This is a genomic window from Kitasatospora sp. NPDC058243 (assembly GCF_042882025.1).
Taxonomy (GTDB): Bacteria; Actinomycetota; Actinomycetes; order Streptomycetales; family Streptomycetaceae; genus Kitasatospora.
In genome coordinates, this window is sequence record NZ_JBHVWW010000081.1 from 1 (window position 1) to 14,764 (window position 14,764).

Consider the following 14,764-nt stretch of genomic DNA (forward strand, 5'->3'; position numbering starts at 1 on the left):
CGCCGTCACCGACGCCGAGGTGCTGTTCACCGCCTCCGGCGGCGCCGCGGAGACCGACCCCGAGCCCGGCTGGATCGCCGTCGGCCGGATCAGCCACGACGGCAAGCGGCTCGGCTGGGAGTCTTCCAACGGCCGTCCGTTCACCTCCGTCACCAGCGCCGTGCACGCGGGCGGGATCACCGTGCGCGCCACCGCAGAGCCCGACCTGCCCGGCACCCTCGTCCAGGTCGCCCGCGACCTGCCCGACGGCGTGGTCGTCGACGACGTCGCCACCATCGCCTCCTACGCCGAGACCCCGGTCATCACCGCCCGCCCGGTGTTCCGCTTCGCCGGCGAGCGCCGCATCCCGTCCGCCGTCTTCCTGCCCACCGGCTACGACCGCGAGCGGGACGGCCTGCTGCCCGTCCTGATGGACCCGTACGGCGGCCCGCACGGCCAGCGCGTCGTCCAGGCGCACAACCCGCACCTCAACTCGCAGTGGTTCGCCGACCAGGGCTTCGCCGTGGTCGTCGCCGACGGGCGCGGCACCCCCGGGCGCAACCCGGCCTGGGAGAAGTCCATCGCCTTCGACTTCGCCGGGGCCACCCTCGACGACCAGGCCGACGCGTTGCAGGCACTCGCCGAGGAGTTCCCGCTGGACCTCGGCCGGGTCGCCATCCGCGGCTGGTCGTACGGCGGCTACCTCTCCGCGCTCGCCGTGCTGCGCCGCCCCGACGTCTTCCACGCGGCCGTCGCCGGCGCCCCGGTGACCGACTGGGAGCTGTACGACACCCACTACACCGAGCGCTACCTCGGCCACCCGGCCGAGCGGCCCGAGGTGTACGCGGCCAACTCGCTGACCGGCTACGCCGCCGGGCTGGAGCGGCCGCTGATGATCATCCACGGCCTGGCGGACGACAACGTGGTCGCCGCGCACACCCTGCGGCTGTCCTCCGCGCTGCTCGCGGCCGGCCGCCCGCACACCGTGCTGCCGCTGTCCGGCGTCACGCACATGACGCCGCAGGAGGAGGTCGCGGAGAACCTGCTGCTGCTCCAGGTCGACTTCGTGAAGCGCGCGCTGGGCCTCTGACAACCGGCCTGACCTGCGGTTGTGCGGCCGGTACCCCTGACCCGGGTACCGGCCGCAGCCATGACATCCGTCATACCGAAGGCACGACGGCGGACACTGCCGCCGCACCCCGCCCGCACGGGACCCTGAGGTGGTGCGAACGACACCGATCGCGACACCGATCGCGACACCGATCGCGACCACGGGCGCGACACCACCAGGAGAGAAGAGCAGGGCGATGAGCACCGAAGTGGCCGCCTTCCGCGGCGTCGGCAAGAGCTACGGGCGGGTGCACGCCGTGGACGACCTCAACCTCGTGCTGCGCCCGGGCGAGACCGTCGCCCTGCTCGGCCCGAACGGCGCCGGCAAGTCCAGCAGCCTGGACCTGCTGCTCGGCCTGCGCCAGCCCGACCAGGGCAGCGTCACGCTGTTCGGCGGCACCCCGCGGGAGGCGATCGTGTCCGGCCGGGTCGGCGCGATGCTGCAGAGCGGCGGGCTGATGGCCGACGCCAAGGTCCGCGAGCTGGTCGAGCTCGCCCGCGCCGTGCACCCGCGCGGCCGGCCGGTCAAGGAGGTGCTGGCCGACGCCGGGATCACCGAACTGGCCGAGCGCCGGGCCGACAAGCTGTCCGGCGGCCAGGAGCAGCGGGTCCGCTTCGCACTCGCGATCGCGGGCGACAGCGACCTGATCGTGCTGGACGAGCCCACCACCGGCATGGACGTCACCGTCCGGCAGGCGTTCTGGGCGAGCATGCGGGCACAGGCCGACGCCGGGCGCACGGTGCTGTTCGCCACCCACTACCTGGAGGAGGCGGACTCGATCGCCGACCGCGTCCTCGTCCTGCACCGGGGCCGGCTGATCGCCGACGGCAGCTCCGCCGAGATCAAGGCGCGCGCCGGAGCCCGTCGAGTCGCCTTCGAACTCCACGACGTGGACGGGGAGTTCGACGAAAACGTGCTACGCCTGCTGCCGGGCGTGCAGTCCCTGGACGTCACCGCCCGGGTGCCGGGCGTGCGGACCGTCCGGATCCGCACCGCGGACGCCGACGCCAGCGTCGCCGGGCTCTACCGGGCGGGCCTGTACCCGCGCGGGCTGGAAGTCACCGGCCTCGGCCTGGAACAGGCCTTCCTGACGATCACCGGCGCGCAGGACCGGCACGAGGACGCGAAGGAGACCGTGCGATGACCACCCTGATCCGGCTGGAGATCCTGCGGACCTTCCGCAACCGGCGCTACCTGGTCTTCACCATCGCCTTCCCGGCGCTGATGTACTTCTTCTTCACCCACGCCTACGGCTCCTCCCCACTGGCCGGCGGCCTGTCGGTGAAGACCTACTTCATGGTCTCGATGGCCACCTTCGGCGCGGTCGGCGCGGTGCTCACCGGCAGCGCGCAGCGGATCTCGCTGGAGCGCAAGAGCGGCTGGGTGCGCCAACTGCGGCTCACCGCGCTGCCCGGCCGGGCGTACACCCTCGGCAAGATCGCCGCGAGCTCGGTGACCACGCTGCCGGCGATCCTGGTGGTCTTCGCGCTCGGCGCGGTCCAGGGCGTGTCGCTCGGCGCGGCGCAGTGGGCCGGTCTGGCGGCGGCGCTGTGGCTGGGCAGCTTCGTGTTCGCGGCACTCGGGGTGGCGCTCGGGTACGCGGCGGCGCCGGACTCGGTGCAGACCATCGTGATGATCACCTACATGGTGATGGCGCTGTTCGGCGGGACGTGGTTCCCGGTGAGCGGCTCGCTGGAGAAGTTCGCCCGGTTCAACCCGGTGTACCTGTACAACCAACTGGCCGCGTTCACCCGGCCCGGGCACTCCCTCGACACCGGCGCGGTCGCCGGACTGGCCGCCTTCCTCGCGGTGTTCGTCGTCGCCGCGGCGGCGCTGTACCGCCGCGACACCCGCCAGGCATGATGACCGACATGACCGAGCCGCGCCAGACCCGCCGATCCGACGAGCAGCCGGAGGCGGGTCCGGCGCGCACGTCGTTCATGACCGTCCCGGGCTCGCCGATCGAGAACAGGCGGCAACTGCTGGTCAAGGTCAGCTGGATGCTGCTGTGGACGATCTACCTGGCCTACCCGGTGGGCAACCTCCTGCACGGCGGGCACGGGACGGCCGCCAGGGTGTTCGGCTGGCTCTGCCTGGCGGTCTTCGTCGGCGGCTACGTCCTGCTGGTGATCTTCCGCTCGATGGTCGGGATGCGGCCCCGGGCCTGTCGGCTGATCGTCGCGACGATGGTCGTGCTCGCGACCGTGTCGGCCTTCGTCCTCGGCGAGGCCTTCCTGACCCTCTTCACCTACGCCTCGGTGTGCGTCGCCGTGGTCCTGCCGGTGCGCTACGCGCTGCCCGGCGTCGCCGCCATGGCCGTGCTCACCGCCACCGTCGGCGTGCTGAGCCACGCCGGCGGCGACACCATCCCCACCCTGGCCCTCACCTCCTTCCTCGCCGGCGCCGCGATGACCGGCATGCAGCGGCTGGTCGCCACCATGAAGGAGCTGCGCGAGGCCCGCGCCGCCGTCGCCCACCTGGCCGCGTCCGAGGAACGGCTGCGCCTCTCCCGCGACCTGCACGACCTGCTCGGGCACTCGCTGTCGCTGATCACGCTGAAGAGCGAACTGGCCGGGCGGTTCATGGACGCCGGCAAGGACGAGGCGGCGCGGGCGCAGGTCGCCGACATCGAGCAGGTCGCCCGGCAGTCGCTGATCGACGTCCGGGAGGCGGTGACCGGCTTCCGCCGGCCCACCCTGCCGGTCGAACTCGCCGCCGCCCGCACCGCGCTGGCCGCCGCACAGGTCCGGCTGGAGGCCGCGCCGGAACTGGCCGACACCTGGCCAGGGCTCGCCGACGAAGAGGCGGGCGCGCTGGCCTGGGCCCTGCGCGAGGCCGTCACCAACATCGTCCGGCACGGCGAGGGCGCCACCGTCTGCACCGTCACGGCCGACGAGAGCTGGGAGGGCGGCGGCGAGCGCTACGCCGTCCTGGAGATCGCCGACAACGGGCGCGGGCCGGGCAAGTCCCAGCCGGGCAACGGGCTTTCGGGTCTGGAGGAGCGGCTGGCCCTGGTCGGCGGGCGGCTGGAGGCCGGGCCGGGCGAGCGGGGCCGGGGCTTCCGGCTCCGGGCCCTCGTTCCGCTGCGGACGGTCACCGCGCCGGCCGGCACGGAACCCGGACGCTCGGGTTGACCGTCCTCCCCGGCATGGCTACCGCACTCGTCCTCGGCTTCGACCCGCACACCGTCCCCGGCATGGACGGCGACGGCCTGCGGGCCGTTCTCGACGCCGAACTCGCCCGCTTCGCCGACCACGGCATCGACGCGGCGATGGCCCTGGTCGCTCCCGACGAGACGGCCGGGCCCGCGATCACCGCCGCCCTCGCCGGCCGGGACTGGGACGTCGTCGTCATCGGCGGCGGCATCCGCAAGCCCGAACCCGCCCTGCCCTTCTTCGAACTCGTCGTCAACCTCGTCCGCCGCCACGCCCCGCAGGCCGCCATCGCCTTCAACACCAGTGGCTCCGACAGTGTCGAGGCCGCCCAGCGCTGGCTCTGACCCGCATCCGGAGTGGGAAGTCGGCCGGGCCGACTTCCTACTCCGAGGGCCGGCCGTCGGTGAGGGAGCGGCTGAACCGGAGGCCGGGGCGGTCGTCGAGGGTGAGTTCGGCGACGACCGTGAAGCCGTTGCGGGTGAGGACGGCTCGGGAGGCGAGGTTGTCGAGGGTGGTGACGGCGGTCAGCGACGTGAGGGCGTAGTCCGCGGCGGCCAGCCGGCAGAGGTGGGCGACGGCGGTGGTGGCGACGCCCCGGCCGACCGCGTGTTCGCCGACGCGGTAGCCGAGTTCGGCGGTGCCGTCGGCGATGTCGACGAGGTTGACGCGGCCGAGGACGGCGCCGGCCGCGTCGAGGACGACGTGGAACCGGCAGGCGCCGGAGTCCTGTTCGGCGAGCAGGGCGGCGTGGCGGGCCGGGAACTCGGCGAAGTAGGCGTCGCCGCGGTCCGGAACGGTCCGCGCGAACCAGGCGCGGTTGGCGCGCTCGAAGGCCAGCAGGGCGTCGGCGTGGTCCGGGCGGAGGCGTTCCAGGTTCAGCATGCGGCCAGTCTGGCCCGCAGGGCTTCGGCGAGCCAGGCGAATTCATTCCGCGGTCTCTCCGGCGCCCTAAGGTCGTGGCCATGAGTGACATTCAGAACGGGGCCCTGATCCGCGTGCTGCTCGCCGAGGACCAGGGGATGGTCCGGGAGGCGCTGGCGGCGCTGCTCGGGCTGGAGGGGGACATCGACGTCGTCGCGCAGGTGGGGCGAGGGGACGAGGTGGTGGCGGCGGTGCTGGCGCACGAGGTGCAGGTGGCCGTGCTGGACATCGAGATGCCGGGGATGACGGGCATCGAGGCGGCCGCCGAACTGCGCCGGAACGCGCCGGGGACGAGGGTGGTGATCGCGACGACCTTCGGCCGGCCGGGGTACCTGCGGCGGGCGATGGAGTCGGGGGCGGACGCGTTCCTGGTGAAGGACGCGCCGGCCTCGGAGCTGGCGGAGGCGATCCGCCGGGTGCTGCGCGGGGAGCGGGTGATCGATCCGGTGCTGGCGGCGGCCGCGCTGGCGGAGGGGGCGAACCCGCTGACGGCGCGCGAGCGGGAGGTGCTGGGCGCGGCGGCGGACGGGGCGGTGAACGCGGACATCGCGCGGCGGCTGCACCTGTCGGAGGGGACGGTCCGCAACTACCTGTCGATGGCGATCCAGAAGACCGAGGCCCGCAACCGCACCGAGGCGGTGCGGATCGCCCGGGAGAAGGGCTGGCTCTGAGCGCGCCCCCGGCCGGCTCCGAGCGCGCCCCCGACCGGCTCCGAGCTCGCCCCCGGCCGGCTCCGAGCGCGTTCTCGGGCGGTCGTCAGTTGAGCCGGTGCCGGGCGGCCCGGGCCTCCTGGCGGACCTTGGCGGCGGTGTCGGGGTCGAAGGTGTCGAGGATCTGCGCGAAGGCGTCCATCTCGGCCGAGCCGCCGAGGAAGTCGCCGGTGCGGACGAGGAGTTCGGCGCGTTCGAGGCGGAGCTGGGCGGGGTGGCGGGGCAGCAGGAGGGCGAGTTCGGTGGCCCAGAGCTGGGTGCGGGCGTGTTCGGGGCGGTCGGCGGCCCAGGCGCGGATGTTGCCGAGCACGCGCAGCACGAGGTCGAGCGGCTGGGCGGGGGTGAGCAGGTCGGGGCTGAACTCCTGTCCGGTGCCGCGGACCAGGCGTTCGGCGTCGTCCGGGTCGAGCAGCCGCCCGCCGTGGAAGGGGTCGGCGAGCACGTACTCGTCGCCGCCGCCCGGCCCTCCGACGGCGACGATGACGTGGCCGGGCAGCGCGATGCCGTGGACGGCGAGCCCGGCCCGCCGCCCGACCGCCATCCACACCAGGGACAGCATGATCGGCAGTCCGCGCCGCCGCCGCAGCACGTCGGGCAGCAGCGAGGATTCGAGCCGCCGGTAGTCGGACTGCCGCCCGTGGAAGCGTTCCCGCCCGCCGAGGACGGCGGCGAGCAGGGCGGCGGTCTCCTCCGGGCCGGCGGGGGCGCGTTCGGCGACGGCGAGCCGGACGGCGCTCGCGTGCCGGTCGAGAGCGGCCTCGCAGGCGGCGAGCAGGGCGTCCACGCTGGGCGGTTCCCCGGGGTCGTCCGGGTCGAGGACCGGGCCGTGTTCGGCGGCGGCGAGCAGGCAGAGCAGCACCGGGTCGGGATGCTCGGCGCGGGCGGCGGTCCGGAAGCGGTCTCTGCTCTGCTCGGTCACGGTGACGGCGACGGCTTTCGTACGGCGGGCGGGCAAAGGCGGGCGAGGAGCGGCGGGCGGGCAGGGCGGCGGTGCGGTCGGGCGGTGCTACCCCTGGGGGAGAAGGGCGTAGTGGTAAGTGTGACTGGTCGTGAAGCCGAGTCCGTCATAGAGCGCGATCGCCCCGGTGTTGTCCGCCTCGACCTGGAGGTACCCGCCGGTCGCCCCCTCCTCGGCGGCCCGGGCGGCGAGCACCGCCATGACGGTCGTGGCCAGCCCGGCCCGCCGGGCGTACGGCGCGACCTCGATCGCGCCGAAGCAGGCCCAGGGCCCGTCGATGACGCAGCGTCCGATCGCCAGCGGCGGCTGTCCGGGGGCGCCCGGCACGGTGGCGAACCAGACCGACGGCCCGCCGTGCAGCACCTGCCGGGCGGCCTGCTCCAGCGCCTCGTCCTCGCCGACCCGGCGGTAGAGCGAGAGCCAGGCCGGGTCGGCGGTCCGGGCGAGCCGGACCCGCTCGGGCCCGGAGCCGGTCCGGGCGAGCCCGGCCAGCGGTGCGGTGCGCACCAAAGTGGGCGCGTAGCCGGCCCCCAGCCGGTCGAGCTCGGCCCGCAGTTCGTCCGGCGAGCCCGGGGTGATCACCTCGACGTACGCGGGAAGGCCGCGCGCCGCGTACCAGCGGCGGACGGCGGCGAGCGCGTCGGGCAGCGGCAGTCCGGGGTCGCCGAGCGCCTGGACGGAGTTGGCGCGCCGGGTGAACCCGGCCGAGGCGCGCAGCGTCCACGCGCCGAGCGGCTCCTGTTCGACGGCGGGCCAGCCGCGGGCCGCGATCCGCTGGAGTTCGACGGGCGTGGCGGCGGGCAGCGGTGCGCGCCGGGCCGGGAAGAGCGGCACGACCTTGCCCGCGACCAGCAGCTTCTCGGCGAAGGAGACGGGGTCGCCGGTCCGCGGGGCGACCGTCAGTCCATGATCGTCCCACGATGTGAGCACGCCGATCGAATCCCGGAACACCGGCCGGTCGTCCACGAACCCCGAGAGGCGGCGGACGGACACACGTCGTCCCACGTCAGAGCGATCTATCCGGACCTCCGGACGGTCCTGGGCCGGGCCGCCTGCCGTCATCTGGGCACCTCCTGTGCATTTGCGGTCTCCGACCCGCGATACTAGGGGCGGGCATCGACGACGCCGCGCTCACCGCGCACGCGAGCAGAACAGAACGGGCCGCCACGGCCCTTCCGAGGAGGAACGACAGCGTGACCTACGTCATCGCGCAGCCTTGTGTCGACGTGAAGGACAAGGCGTGCATCGAAGAGTGCCCGGTTGACTGCATCTACGAGGGCGAGCGATCGCTCTACATCCACCCGGATGAGTGTGTCGACTGTGGCGCTTGCGAGCCGGTCTGCCCGGTCGAGGCGATCTTCTACGAGGACGACACCCCGGAGGAGTGGAAGGACTACTACAAGGCGAACGTCGAGTTCTTCGACGATCTGGGTTCGCCCGGTGGCGCCTCGAAGCTGGGTCTGATCGAGCGCGACCACCCCTTCATCGCCGCTCTGCCGCCGCAGAACGCCGACCACTGACGATCGGTGGCATCTGAGCTGTGAACACCAACAGCACGCGCGCGCCGTTCCCGGGTCACCCGGGGGCGGCGCGCCGCGTTTCCGACCTCCTGCCGGTCTTCCCCTGGGACAAGCTGGAGCCGTACAAGGCGACCGCGCTGGCCCACCCGGGCGGTCTCTGCGACTTCTCGGTGGGCACCCCGGTGGACCCGGTCCCCGAGGTGATCCAGAAGGCGCTGGCCGCCGCCACCGACACGCCGGGCTACCCGACGGTGTGGGGCCCGGTGGAGCTGCGCGAGGCGATCGCCGGCTGGCTGCACCGCCGCTGCGGCGCCGAGATCGGCCCGCAGGCCGTGCTGCCGACCGTCGGCTCCAAGGAGCTGGTGGCCTGGCTGCCGACCCAGCTCGGCCTCGGCCCGGGCGACCAGGTCGCCTACCCGCGGCTGGCCTACCCGACGTACGAGGTGGGCGCGCGGCTGTGCGGCGCGGAGCCGGTCGAGTACGACTCGGTGGACGAGCTGGACGGTTCGCGGGTCCGCCTGCTCTGGGTGAACTCGCCGTCCAACCCGACCGGCCGGGTGCTCGGCGGGGACGAGCTGCGCCGGGCGGTCGCCTGGGCCCGGGAGCACGGGGCGCTGCTGGTCAGCGACGAGTGCTACCTGGAGCTGGGCTGGTCCGCCGAGCCGGTCTCGGTCCTGCACCCGGACGTCTGCGGCGCGGGCCACGAGGGCCTGCTGGCCGTCCACTCGCTCTCCAAGCGCTCCAACCTGGCCGGCTACCGCGCCTCCTTCGTGGCGGGTGACCCGGTGGTGGTCAGGGAGCTGCTGGAGGTCCGCAAGCACGGCGGCATGATCGTGCCGGCGCCGGTCCAGGCGGCGACGATCGCGGCGCTGTCGGACGACGCGCACGTGGCGGAGCAGCGGGAGCGGTACGCGGCCCGGCGCTCGGCGCTGCGGGCGGCGCTGGAGGCGTACGGCTTCCGGGTCGAGCACTCGCAGGCGAGCCTCTACCTGTGGGTGACGCAGGACCGCCCGTGCTGGGAGACCGTGGCCGAACTGGCCGCACTGGGCATCCTGGTGGCGCCCGGTGACTTCTACGGGCCGGCCGGCGAGCGCTTCGTCCGGGTCGCGTTCACCGCGACCGACGAGCGGGTGGCCGCGGCCGTGGAGCGGCTGAACGCGGCCCGCTGACCGACGCCGAAGGGGCCGGTGTTCCGAACGGAACACCGGCCCCTTCGCCGTACCCGGGTCGGGTTACAGCGGCAGGCCGCTGATGCTGCCGCCGTTCACGCCGCCCAGCAGGCCGCCGATCGGGCCGAGCGCGCCGGTGAGGCCGGACAGCGGGTTGTTCGGGCCGAGGTCGGCGCCGCCGAGGCGGTTGGCCGAGCCGTGCTCGGCCAGGCCCAGGACGTCGGTGGCGGGCAGGGCGGGCAGCGCGCGTGCGACGGAGCCGAGCGGCAGCGCGTCGGTGACGGCGTTGGTGCCGGGGACGGCGCCGGCGAGCTTGTCGGCGCCGGGCAGGCCCTTGGCGATGGAGCCGGTCTGGGCGAGCCCGCCGACCGGGCTGGCCGCGGCGCTGCGGGTGCCGACGCCCTTGCCGGTGACGGCCTCGCCGAGCTTGCCGGCCAGTGCGGAGGCGACCTTCGGGGTGACGGCGGAGAGCTGGCCGGTGGTGGCGGCGGTCTGGTCGACCGGGGCGGTCAGCGAGCTGGCCTTCTCGTTCGCCTCGGGGAGCTGGTGGGCGACGATGTTGCCGGCGGCGTCGGCGGAGGCCGGTACGCCCGCGGCGACGGTGGCGGCGCCGGTGCTGCCGGCGGCCTGGCCCAGTTGGTGGGTGGTGTGCTGGAGGGTGGAACCGGTGTCGGTGTTGGTCAGCTGGCCCAGCGGCGCGACCAGGTCGCTCTTGGGCAGCAGGGCGTCGCCGCCCAGGGCGGACGCGGAGCCGGCCGCGACCAGCGGGGTCGCGCCGGCCGCCACGAGCAGCGCGGCGCTGGCGATCCGTCGCGTGAGGGGGTGAGACATGGGGCTCCTCGGAGGGTCTGGGTCCGTCACGTCCGCCGGGCGGACGACGGTGTTACCGCTTGAGAAGCCAGAAGGTTTCGGCCTGGATCAGGAAAGTGTCTGACCGACCATCGGATCGTAGGACCGGCGTGACGGCGTCTGGCGGGCCCGTACGGCCCCCGTGGACCCGGCCCCGGGCAAGGGGAGTGACGGTTCTCCAGCGGGGCCGCCACGGCGGGCTCCCGGTCCACCGCGGTTGACCGGGTTCACCCGTCCGGCGGCCACCCGAACGTCGGTTCGTCAGCCCTTGTCGGACGTGGCGAGGGTGACCTGAACGAGCTTGGTCGACGTCCCGGAGGTCTGCGACTGCCAGCCGTCCTCCGACTTGGCCTTGCGCCAGATCTTCCCGTCGTAGGCGACCGTCGCGATGCCCAGCTGCTGGGCCTGGGCGACCGCCCAGTGGGCGACCTCCCAGCCGCTCGCCCGCTCGGCGGTGATCCCGCCGTCGGCTCCGTCGGCCGAGGAGGTCAGCGCGGCGGCGGACGGGTCCGGGGTGAGCGAGACCGCGTTCTCGGCGCCCTTGATGGTCGAGGCGTACCCGGTGGCCGGGGTCACGGTGCGGCCGAACTCGCGGCGCACCCGGTCGGACAGCACCTGGGCCCGGTCCGCGGCGGTGGGCTGGGAGGCGGCCGGGGAGACGGAGGCGCTCGCCGTGGGGGAGGACGAGTCGGCCGGATCCGGCTTGGCGTACTCGCGCACCACGCAGGAGAACGAACCGGGCTCCCGGCCGGCCAGCGCCGAGGTGAGCAGCGTCGCCTTGGTCTCGTGCTTGGCGTACGCCTGCGGGTAGCCGCTCTTCTGCACGGCCTGGGCCGCGTCGGTCAGCGGCAGCCGGGTGTAGCCGGGCACCTTGACCAGGCCGTCCAGGAACTTGTTGGTCGCGTAGACCGGGTCCCCGATCTGCTGCGCCGTGCCCCAGCCCATCGAGGGCCGCTGCTGGAACAGGCCGATCGAGTCCCGGTCGCCGCCCGCGAGGTTGCGCAGCTTGGACTCCTGCATCGCGGTGGCCAGCGAGATCGTCGTCGCCCGGTCCGGCAGCCCGCGCGAGCGCGCCACCGCGGCGATCGTCGCGGCGTTGGCCGCCTGCGGGAGCTCCAGCGTGCCGCTGCCGGCCGCGGTCTTCACCGTGCAGCCCTCGGGCTCGCCCTGCTTGAAGCCGAACCACCAGATGCCGACCACGGCCAGTCCCGCGACCAGCGCGAGGCCGAGCAGGCCGACGATCACGAGCAACAGCGCGCGCAGTGGACCGCGGCGGGGGGGCGCCAACTCCTCGCCCAGCTCCTCGCCGCTCTTTCTCCTGGCCACCGTCGCCCCTCTCGCGCCTTGCTTCTTGATCCGACACCGTACCCACTCGGACGGGTGTGCGGCGCCACCCGGTTGCGGTTACCCGCCCGCTCGCTCCGGGGCGGGCCGCCGCGCCCCGCGTCACGCAAGCGCCACGCCGGGCGCACACCCCGCGGACTAGGCTGGCGCCATGAGCAGCCCGAACCCGACGCCCCTGGACCTCACCCTCGACGGCGGCGCGCTGACCGCCCGGCTCGTCGACTTCCCGTCGGTGAGCGGCGACGAGCAGGCGCTCGCCGACGCCGTGGAGACCGCGCTGCGCGGCTACCCGCACCTGACCGTGGACCGGTACGGCAACAACGTGGTCGCCCGCACCGCCCTCGGCCGCCCCGAGCGCGTCCTGCTCGCCGGCCACCTGGACACCGTGCCGATCGCCGACAACGTGCCCTCCCACGTCGAGGGGGACCTGCTCTACGGCTGCGGCACCTCGGACATGAAGTCCGGCGTCGCCGTCCAGCTGCGGCTCGCCGCCACCCTGCCCGAGCCCAACCGCGACCTCACCTTCGTGTTCTACGACTGCGAGGAGGTGGAGGCCCACCGCAACGGCCTCGGCCACCTCGCCAGGGAGCACCCGGACTGGCTGACCGCCGACTTCGCGGTGCTGATGGAGCCGAGCGGCGCGGTCGTCGAGGGCGGCTGCCAGGGCACCCTGCGGGCGCAGATCCGGCTCACCGGCGTGCGCGCGCACGCGGCCCGCAGCTGGCTCGGCGACAACGCCATCCACCGCGCCGCCGAGGTGCTCACCCGGCTCGCGGACTACCGGCCGCGCCGGGTGGAGATCGACGGACTGGAGTACCGGGAGGGCCTGAACGCCGTCCGGATCGACGGCGGCGTGGCCGGCAACGTCATCCCGGACGAGTGCGTCGTGACGGTCAACTTCCGCTACGCGCCGGACCGCAGCGAGGCGGAGGCGGAGAAGCACGTGCGGGAGGTCTTCGACGGCTTCGAGCTGACCGTCACCGACTTCGCCCCGGGCGCGCTGCCCGGGCTCGCCCAGCCGGCCGCCCAGGCCTTCCTGGAGGCCACCGGCGGCCAGGCCCGGGCCAAGTTCGGCTGGACCGACGTCGCCCGGTTCAGCGCGCTGGGCGTCCCGGCGGTCAACTACGGCCCCGGTGACCCGAACCTCGCGCACAAGCGGGAGGAGCACTGCTCGCTGAGCGCCATCGCGGAGACCGAGGACCGGTTGAGGGCCTGGCTGACCAGCTGAGGTGCCGCTCCGATGATCGGCCGGTCCGACCGGCCGATCATCGGCTGAGCGCCATCTTCCGGTCGCCCAACCGACCTTCCCCTGTTGCCTGAAAACCGGGATCACCGGACGTAGGGTTTCGTCATGACAGGCACAGGAGACGAGAAGCACTACGGACACGGCCCCGAGCAGGTCGGCGCGCCGCGGAAGAAGAAGGCCTGGCCCGAGAAGCAGAAGGGCCCGGTGCTGGTGCGCCGGGACCAGGTCGGCACGAGCACCACGGACCAGCGGCTGCTGGACACCACCGGCCCGACCGACTGGCTGCACACCGATCCGTGGCGGGTGCTGCGGATCACCTCCGAGTTCGTCGAGGGCTTCGGCGCCCTCGCCGAACTCCCGCCCGCGATCAGCGTCTTCGGCTCCGCCCGGACCCCGGCCGACTCGCCCGAGTACGAGGCCGGCGTGGCCATCGGCCGGGCCCTCGCCGAGGCCGGCTACGCGGTGATCACCGGCGGCGGCCCGGGTGCCATGGAGGCCGCCAACCGCGGCGCCTCCGAGGCCGGCGGCCTCAGCGTCGGCCTCGGCATCGAGCTGCCCTTCGAGCAGGGCCTCAACGAGTTCGTCGACCTCGGGCTGAACTTCCGTTACTTCTTCGTCCGCAAGACGATGTTCGTGAAGTACTCCCAGGGCTTCGTGGTCCTGCCCGGCGGGCTCGGCACGCTGGACGAGCTGTTCGAGGCGCTCACCCTGGTGCAGACGAAGAAGGTCACCCGCTTCCCGGTGATCCTCTTCGGCAGCGCGTACTGGGGCGGCCTCTACGAGTGGCTGAAGAACACCCTGGTCGCGCAGGGCAAGGCGGCCCCGCACGACCTGGAGCTGTTCCACATCACCGACGAGATCGACGAGGTCATGAAGATCCTCGCCGACACCCGCCGGCCGACCAACCAGATCTAGGCCCTCCGGCCCTCCGGGCCGCCTACGCCAGCCCCCGGCGGGCGACCGCCGGGGGGCGGGTGCCCCGGATCGAGGCGACCATGTCCAGCACCTGGCGGGTCTCCGCGACCTGGTGGACCCGGTAGACCTGCGCGCCCAGCCAGGCCGAGACCGCGGTGGTGGCCAGGGTGCCGAGCAGCCGCTCGTTCACCGGCCGGTCCAGCGTCTCGCCGACGAAGTCCTTGTTGGACAGTGAGACCAGCACCGGGAAGCCGGTCGCGGTCATCTCCGGCAGCCGCCGGGTGGCCTCCAGCGAGTGCCGGGTGTTCTTGCCGAAGTCGTGCCCCGGGTCGATGATCACCGCGTCCCGCCGCACACCCAGCCCCACCGCCCGCTCGGCCAGCCCGACGGTCACCCGCAGGATGTCCGCCATCACGTCCTGGTAGCCGACCCGGTGCGGCCGGGTGCGCGGCTCGGCGCCGCCCGCGTGCGTGCAGACCAGCCCGACGTCGTGGCGCGCGGCCACCTCGGCGAGCTCCGGGTCCACCCCGCCCCAGGCGTCGTTCAGCAGGTCGGCGCCCACCTCGCAGACCGCCTCGCCGACCTCGTGCCGCCAGGTGTCGACGCTGATCACGGCCTCCGGGTGGCGCTTGCGCAACTCGGCCACGAAGGGCACGGTGCGCCGCAGCTCCTCCTCCACCGTGACCTCGTCACCGGGCCCGGCCTTCACCCCGCCGATGTCCAGGATCGCCGCGCCCTCGGCCATCGCGCGGTCGGCGGCGGCGAACGCGGCCTCGTCCGCGAAGGTCGCCCCCTTGTCGAAGAACGAGTCCGGCGTCCGGTTGACGATCGCCATGATCACCAGCTCGTCGTCACCGAATTCCCGCGGTCCCAGGCGCAGTGCCACC

The 14,764-nt window shown here is 73.9% G+C and carries 16 protein-coding genes; 10 read left to right on the forward strand and 6 right to left on the reverse strand.

Features of this window, described 5'->3' with window-relative positions; all coding sequences use genetic code 11:
- From ACFVX9_RS34940 to ACFVX9_RS34960, 5 genes are all read left to right on the forward strand, one after another.
- Positions 1-1,069: S9 family peptidase (locus ACFVX9_RS34940; protein WP_387985757.1), on the forward strand; the 1,069-nt coding region annotated here is incomplete at its 5' end.
- A 217-nt stretch (positions 1,070-1,286) separates the two neighbouring features.
- The gene (locus ACFVX9_RS34945) at positions 1,287-2,234 is read left to right on the forward strand and encodes an ATP-binding cassette domain-containing protein (RefSeq protein WP_387985760.1); all 948 of its coding nucleotides are present in this window, start codon (positions 1,287-1,289) and stop codon (positions 2,232-2,234) included.
- The gene (locus ACFVX9_RS34950; RefSeq protein ID WP_363372553.1) at positions 2,231-2,953 is read left to right on the forward strand and encodes an ABC transporter permease; all 723 of its coding nucleotides are present in this window, start codon (positions 2,231-2,233) and stop codon (positions 2,951-2,953) included. The genes ACFVX9_RS34945 and ACFVX9_RS34950 overlap by 4 nt, the downstream gene beginning before the upstream one ends.
- Positions 2,954-2,961: 8 nt before the next feature.
- Positions 2,962-4,224 carry a sensor histidine kinase gene (locus ACFVX9_RS34955; RefSeq protein ID WP_387985765.1) on the forward strand — a complete coding sequence of 421 codons (1,263 nt, stop codon included), beginning with the start codon at positions 2,962-2,964 and terminating at the stop codon, positions 4,222-4,224.
- Between the two features lie 14 nt (positions 4,225-4,238).
- The gene (locus tag ACFVX9_RS34960; protein WP_380378450.1) at positions 4,239-4,589 is read left to right on the forward strand and encodes a hypothetical protein; all 351 of its coding nucleotides are present in this window, start codon (positions 4,239-4,241) and stop codon (positions 4,587-4,589) included.
- 37 nt (positions 4,590-4,626) lie between these two features.
- Here the strand turns inward: ACFVX9_RS34960 and ACFVX9_RS34965 are convergent, their stop codons facing one another.
- The gene (locus tag ACFVX9_RS34965) at positions 4,627-5,127 is read right to left on the reverse strand and encodes a GNAT family N-acetyltransferase (protein ID WP_387985769.1); all 501 of its coding nucleotides are present in this window, start codon (positions 5,125-5,127) and stop codon (positions 4,627-4,629) included.
- An 80-nt stretch (positions 5,128-5,207) separates the two neighbouring features.
- Here ACFVX9_RS34965 and ACFVX9_RS34970 point away from each other — a divergent pair, with 80 nt between their 5' ends.
- Positions 5,208-5,837, forward strand: coding sequence for a response regulator (locus ACFVX9_RS34970; RefSeq protein WP_380378448.1), 630 nt, complete (start codon positions 5,208-5,210; stop codon positions 5,835-5,837).
- 85 nt (positions 5,838-5,922) lie between these two features.
- On the opposite strand, the gene ACFVX9_RS34975 is transcribed toward ACFVX9_RS34970, so the two are convergent.
- The gene (locus tag ACFVX9_RS34975) at positions 5,923-6,795 is read right to left on the reverse strand and encodes a transglutaminase family protein (RefSeq protein ID WP_387985773.1); all 873 of its coding nucleotides are present in this window, start codon (positions 6,793-6,795) and stop codon (positions 5,923-5,925) included.
- A gap of 87 nt (positions 6,796-6,882) precedes the next feature.
- Complete coding sequence (locus tag ACFVX9_RS34980; RefSeq protein ID WP_387985775.1) at positions 6,883-7,839, reverse strand: GNAT family N-acetyltransferase; 957 nt, start codon at positions 7,837-7,839, stop codon at positions 6,883-6,885.
- Positions 7,840-8,027: 188 nt separating this feature from the next.
- Here ACFVX9_RS34980 and fdxA point away from each other — a divergent pair, with 188 nt between their 5' ends.
- Positions 8,028-8,354, forward strand: a complete 327-nt coding sequence (gene fdxA / locus ACFVX9_RS34985) for a ferredoxin (protein WP_030061559.1) — start codon at positions 8,028-8,030, stop codon at positions 8,352-8,354.
- 20 nt (positions 8,355-8,374) lie between these two features.
- Positions 8,375-9,523 (forward strand): succinyldiaminopimelate transaminase, encoded by a 1,149-nt coding sequence (dapC, locus tag ACFVX9_RS34990; protein WP_380484823.1) that lies wholly within the window; start codon positions 8,375-8,377, stop codon positions 9,521-9,523.
- A 63-nt stretch (positions 9,524-9,586) separates the two neighbouring features.
- Here the strand turns inward: dapC and ACFVX9_RS34995 are convergent, their stop codons facing one another.
- Positions 9,587-10,354 (reverse strand): hypothetical protein, encoded by a 768-nt coding sequence (locus tag ACFVX9_RS34995; protein WP_063347939.1) that lies wholly within the window; start codon positions 10,352-10,354, stop codon positions 9,587-9,589.
- A gap of 279 nt (positions 10,355-10,633) precedes the next feature.
- Positions 10,634-11,698, reverse strand: coding sequence for a hypothetical protein (locus tag ACFVX9_RS35000; RefSeq protein ID WP_380378444.1), 1,065 nt, complete (start codon positions 11,696-11,698; stop codon positions 10,634-10,636).
- A 169-nt stretch (positions 11,699-11,867) separates the two neighbouring features.
- Here ACFVX9_RS35000 and dapE point away from each other — a divergent pair, with 169 nt between their 5' ends.
- Together dapE and ACFVX9_RS35010 are read left to right on the forward strand one after the other, a co-directional pair.
- Positions 11,868-12,944 (forward strand): succinyl-diaminopimelate desuccinylase, encoded by a 1,077-nt coding sequence (gene dapE / locus ACFVX9_RS35005; protein ID WP_387985779.1) that lies wholly within the window; start codon positions 11,868-11,870, stop codon positions 12,942-12,944.
- A 123-nt stretch (positions 12,945-13,067) separates the two neighbouring features.
- Positions 13,068-13,877 carry a TIGR00730 family Rossman fold protein gene (locus ACFVX9_RS35010; protein ID WP_350879904.1) on the forward strand — a complete coding sequence of 270 codons (810 nt, stop codon included), beginning with the start codon at positions 13,068-13,070 and terminating at the stop codon, positions 13,875-13,877.
- Positions 13,878-13,899: 22 nt separating this feature from the next.
- On the opposite strand, the gene folP is transcribed toward ACFVX9_RS35010, so the two are convergent.
- Complete coding sequence (gene folP / locus ACFVX9_RS35015; protein WP_380484853.1) at positions 13,900-14,712, reverse strand: dihydropteroate synthase; 813 nt, start codon at positions 14,710-14,712, stop codon at positions 13,900-13,902.
- Positions 14,713-14,764 lie beyond the last annotated feature (52 nt).

Bases quoted from the DNA above. Each gene is read 5' to 3' on its own strand.
- ACFVX9_RS34945 (WP_387985760.1), top strand. From the start codon at position 1,287: ATGAGCACCGAAGTGGCCGCCTTCCGCGGCGTCGGCAAGAGCTACGGG.
- ACFVX9_RS34950 (WP_363372553.1), top strand. From the start codon at position 2,231: ATGACCACCCTGATCCGGCTGGAGATCCTGCGGACCTTCCGCAACCGG.
- ACFVX9_RS34955 (WP_387985765.1), top strand. From the start codon at position 2,962: ATGACCGAGCCGCGCCAGACCCGCCGATCCGACGAGCAGCCGGAGGCG.
- ACFVX9_RS34960 (WP_380378450.1), top strand. From the start codon at position 4,239: ATGGCTACCGCACTCGTCCTCGGCTTCGACCCGCACACCGTCCCCGGC.
- ACFVX9_RS34965 (WP_387985769.1), bottom strand. From the start codon at position 5,127: ATGCTGAACCTGGAACGCCTCCGCCCGGACCACGCCGACGCCCTGCTG.
- ACFVX9_RS34970 (WP_380378448.1), top strand. From the start codon at position 5,208: ATGAGTGACATTCAGAACGGGGCCCTGATCCGCGTGCTGCTCGCCGAG.
- ACFVX9_RS34995 (WP_063347939.1), bottom strand. From the start codon at position 10,354: ATGTCTCACCCCCTCACGCGACGGATCGCCAGCGCCGCGCTGCTCGTG.
- dapE (WP_387985779.1), top strand. From the start codon at position 11,868: ATGAGCAGCCCGAACCCGACGCCCCTGGACCTCACCCTCGACGGCGGC.
- ACFVX9_RS35010 (WP_350879904.1), top strand. From the start codon at position 13,068: ATGACAGGCACAGGAGACGAGAAGCACTACGGACACGGCCCCGAGCAG.
- folP (WP_380484853.1), bottom strand. From the start codon at position 14,712: ATGGCGATCGTCAACCGGACGCCGGACTCGTTCTTCGACAAGGGGGCG.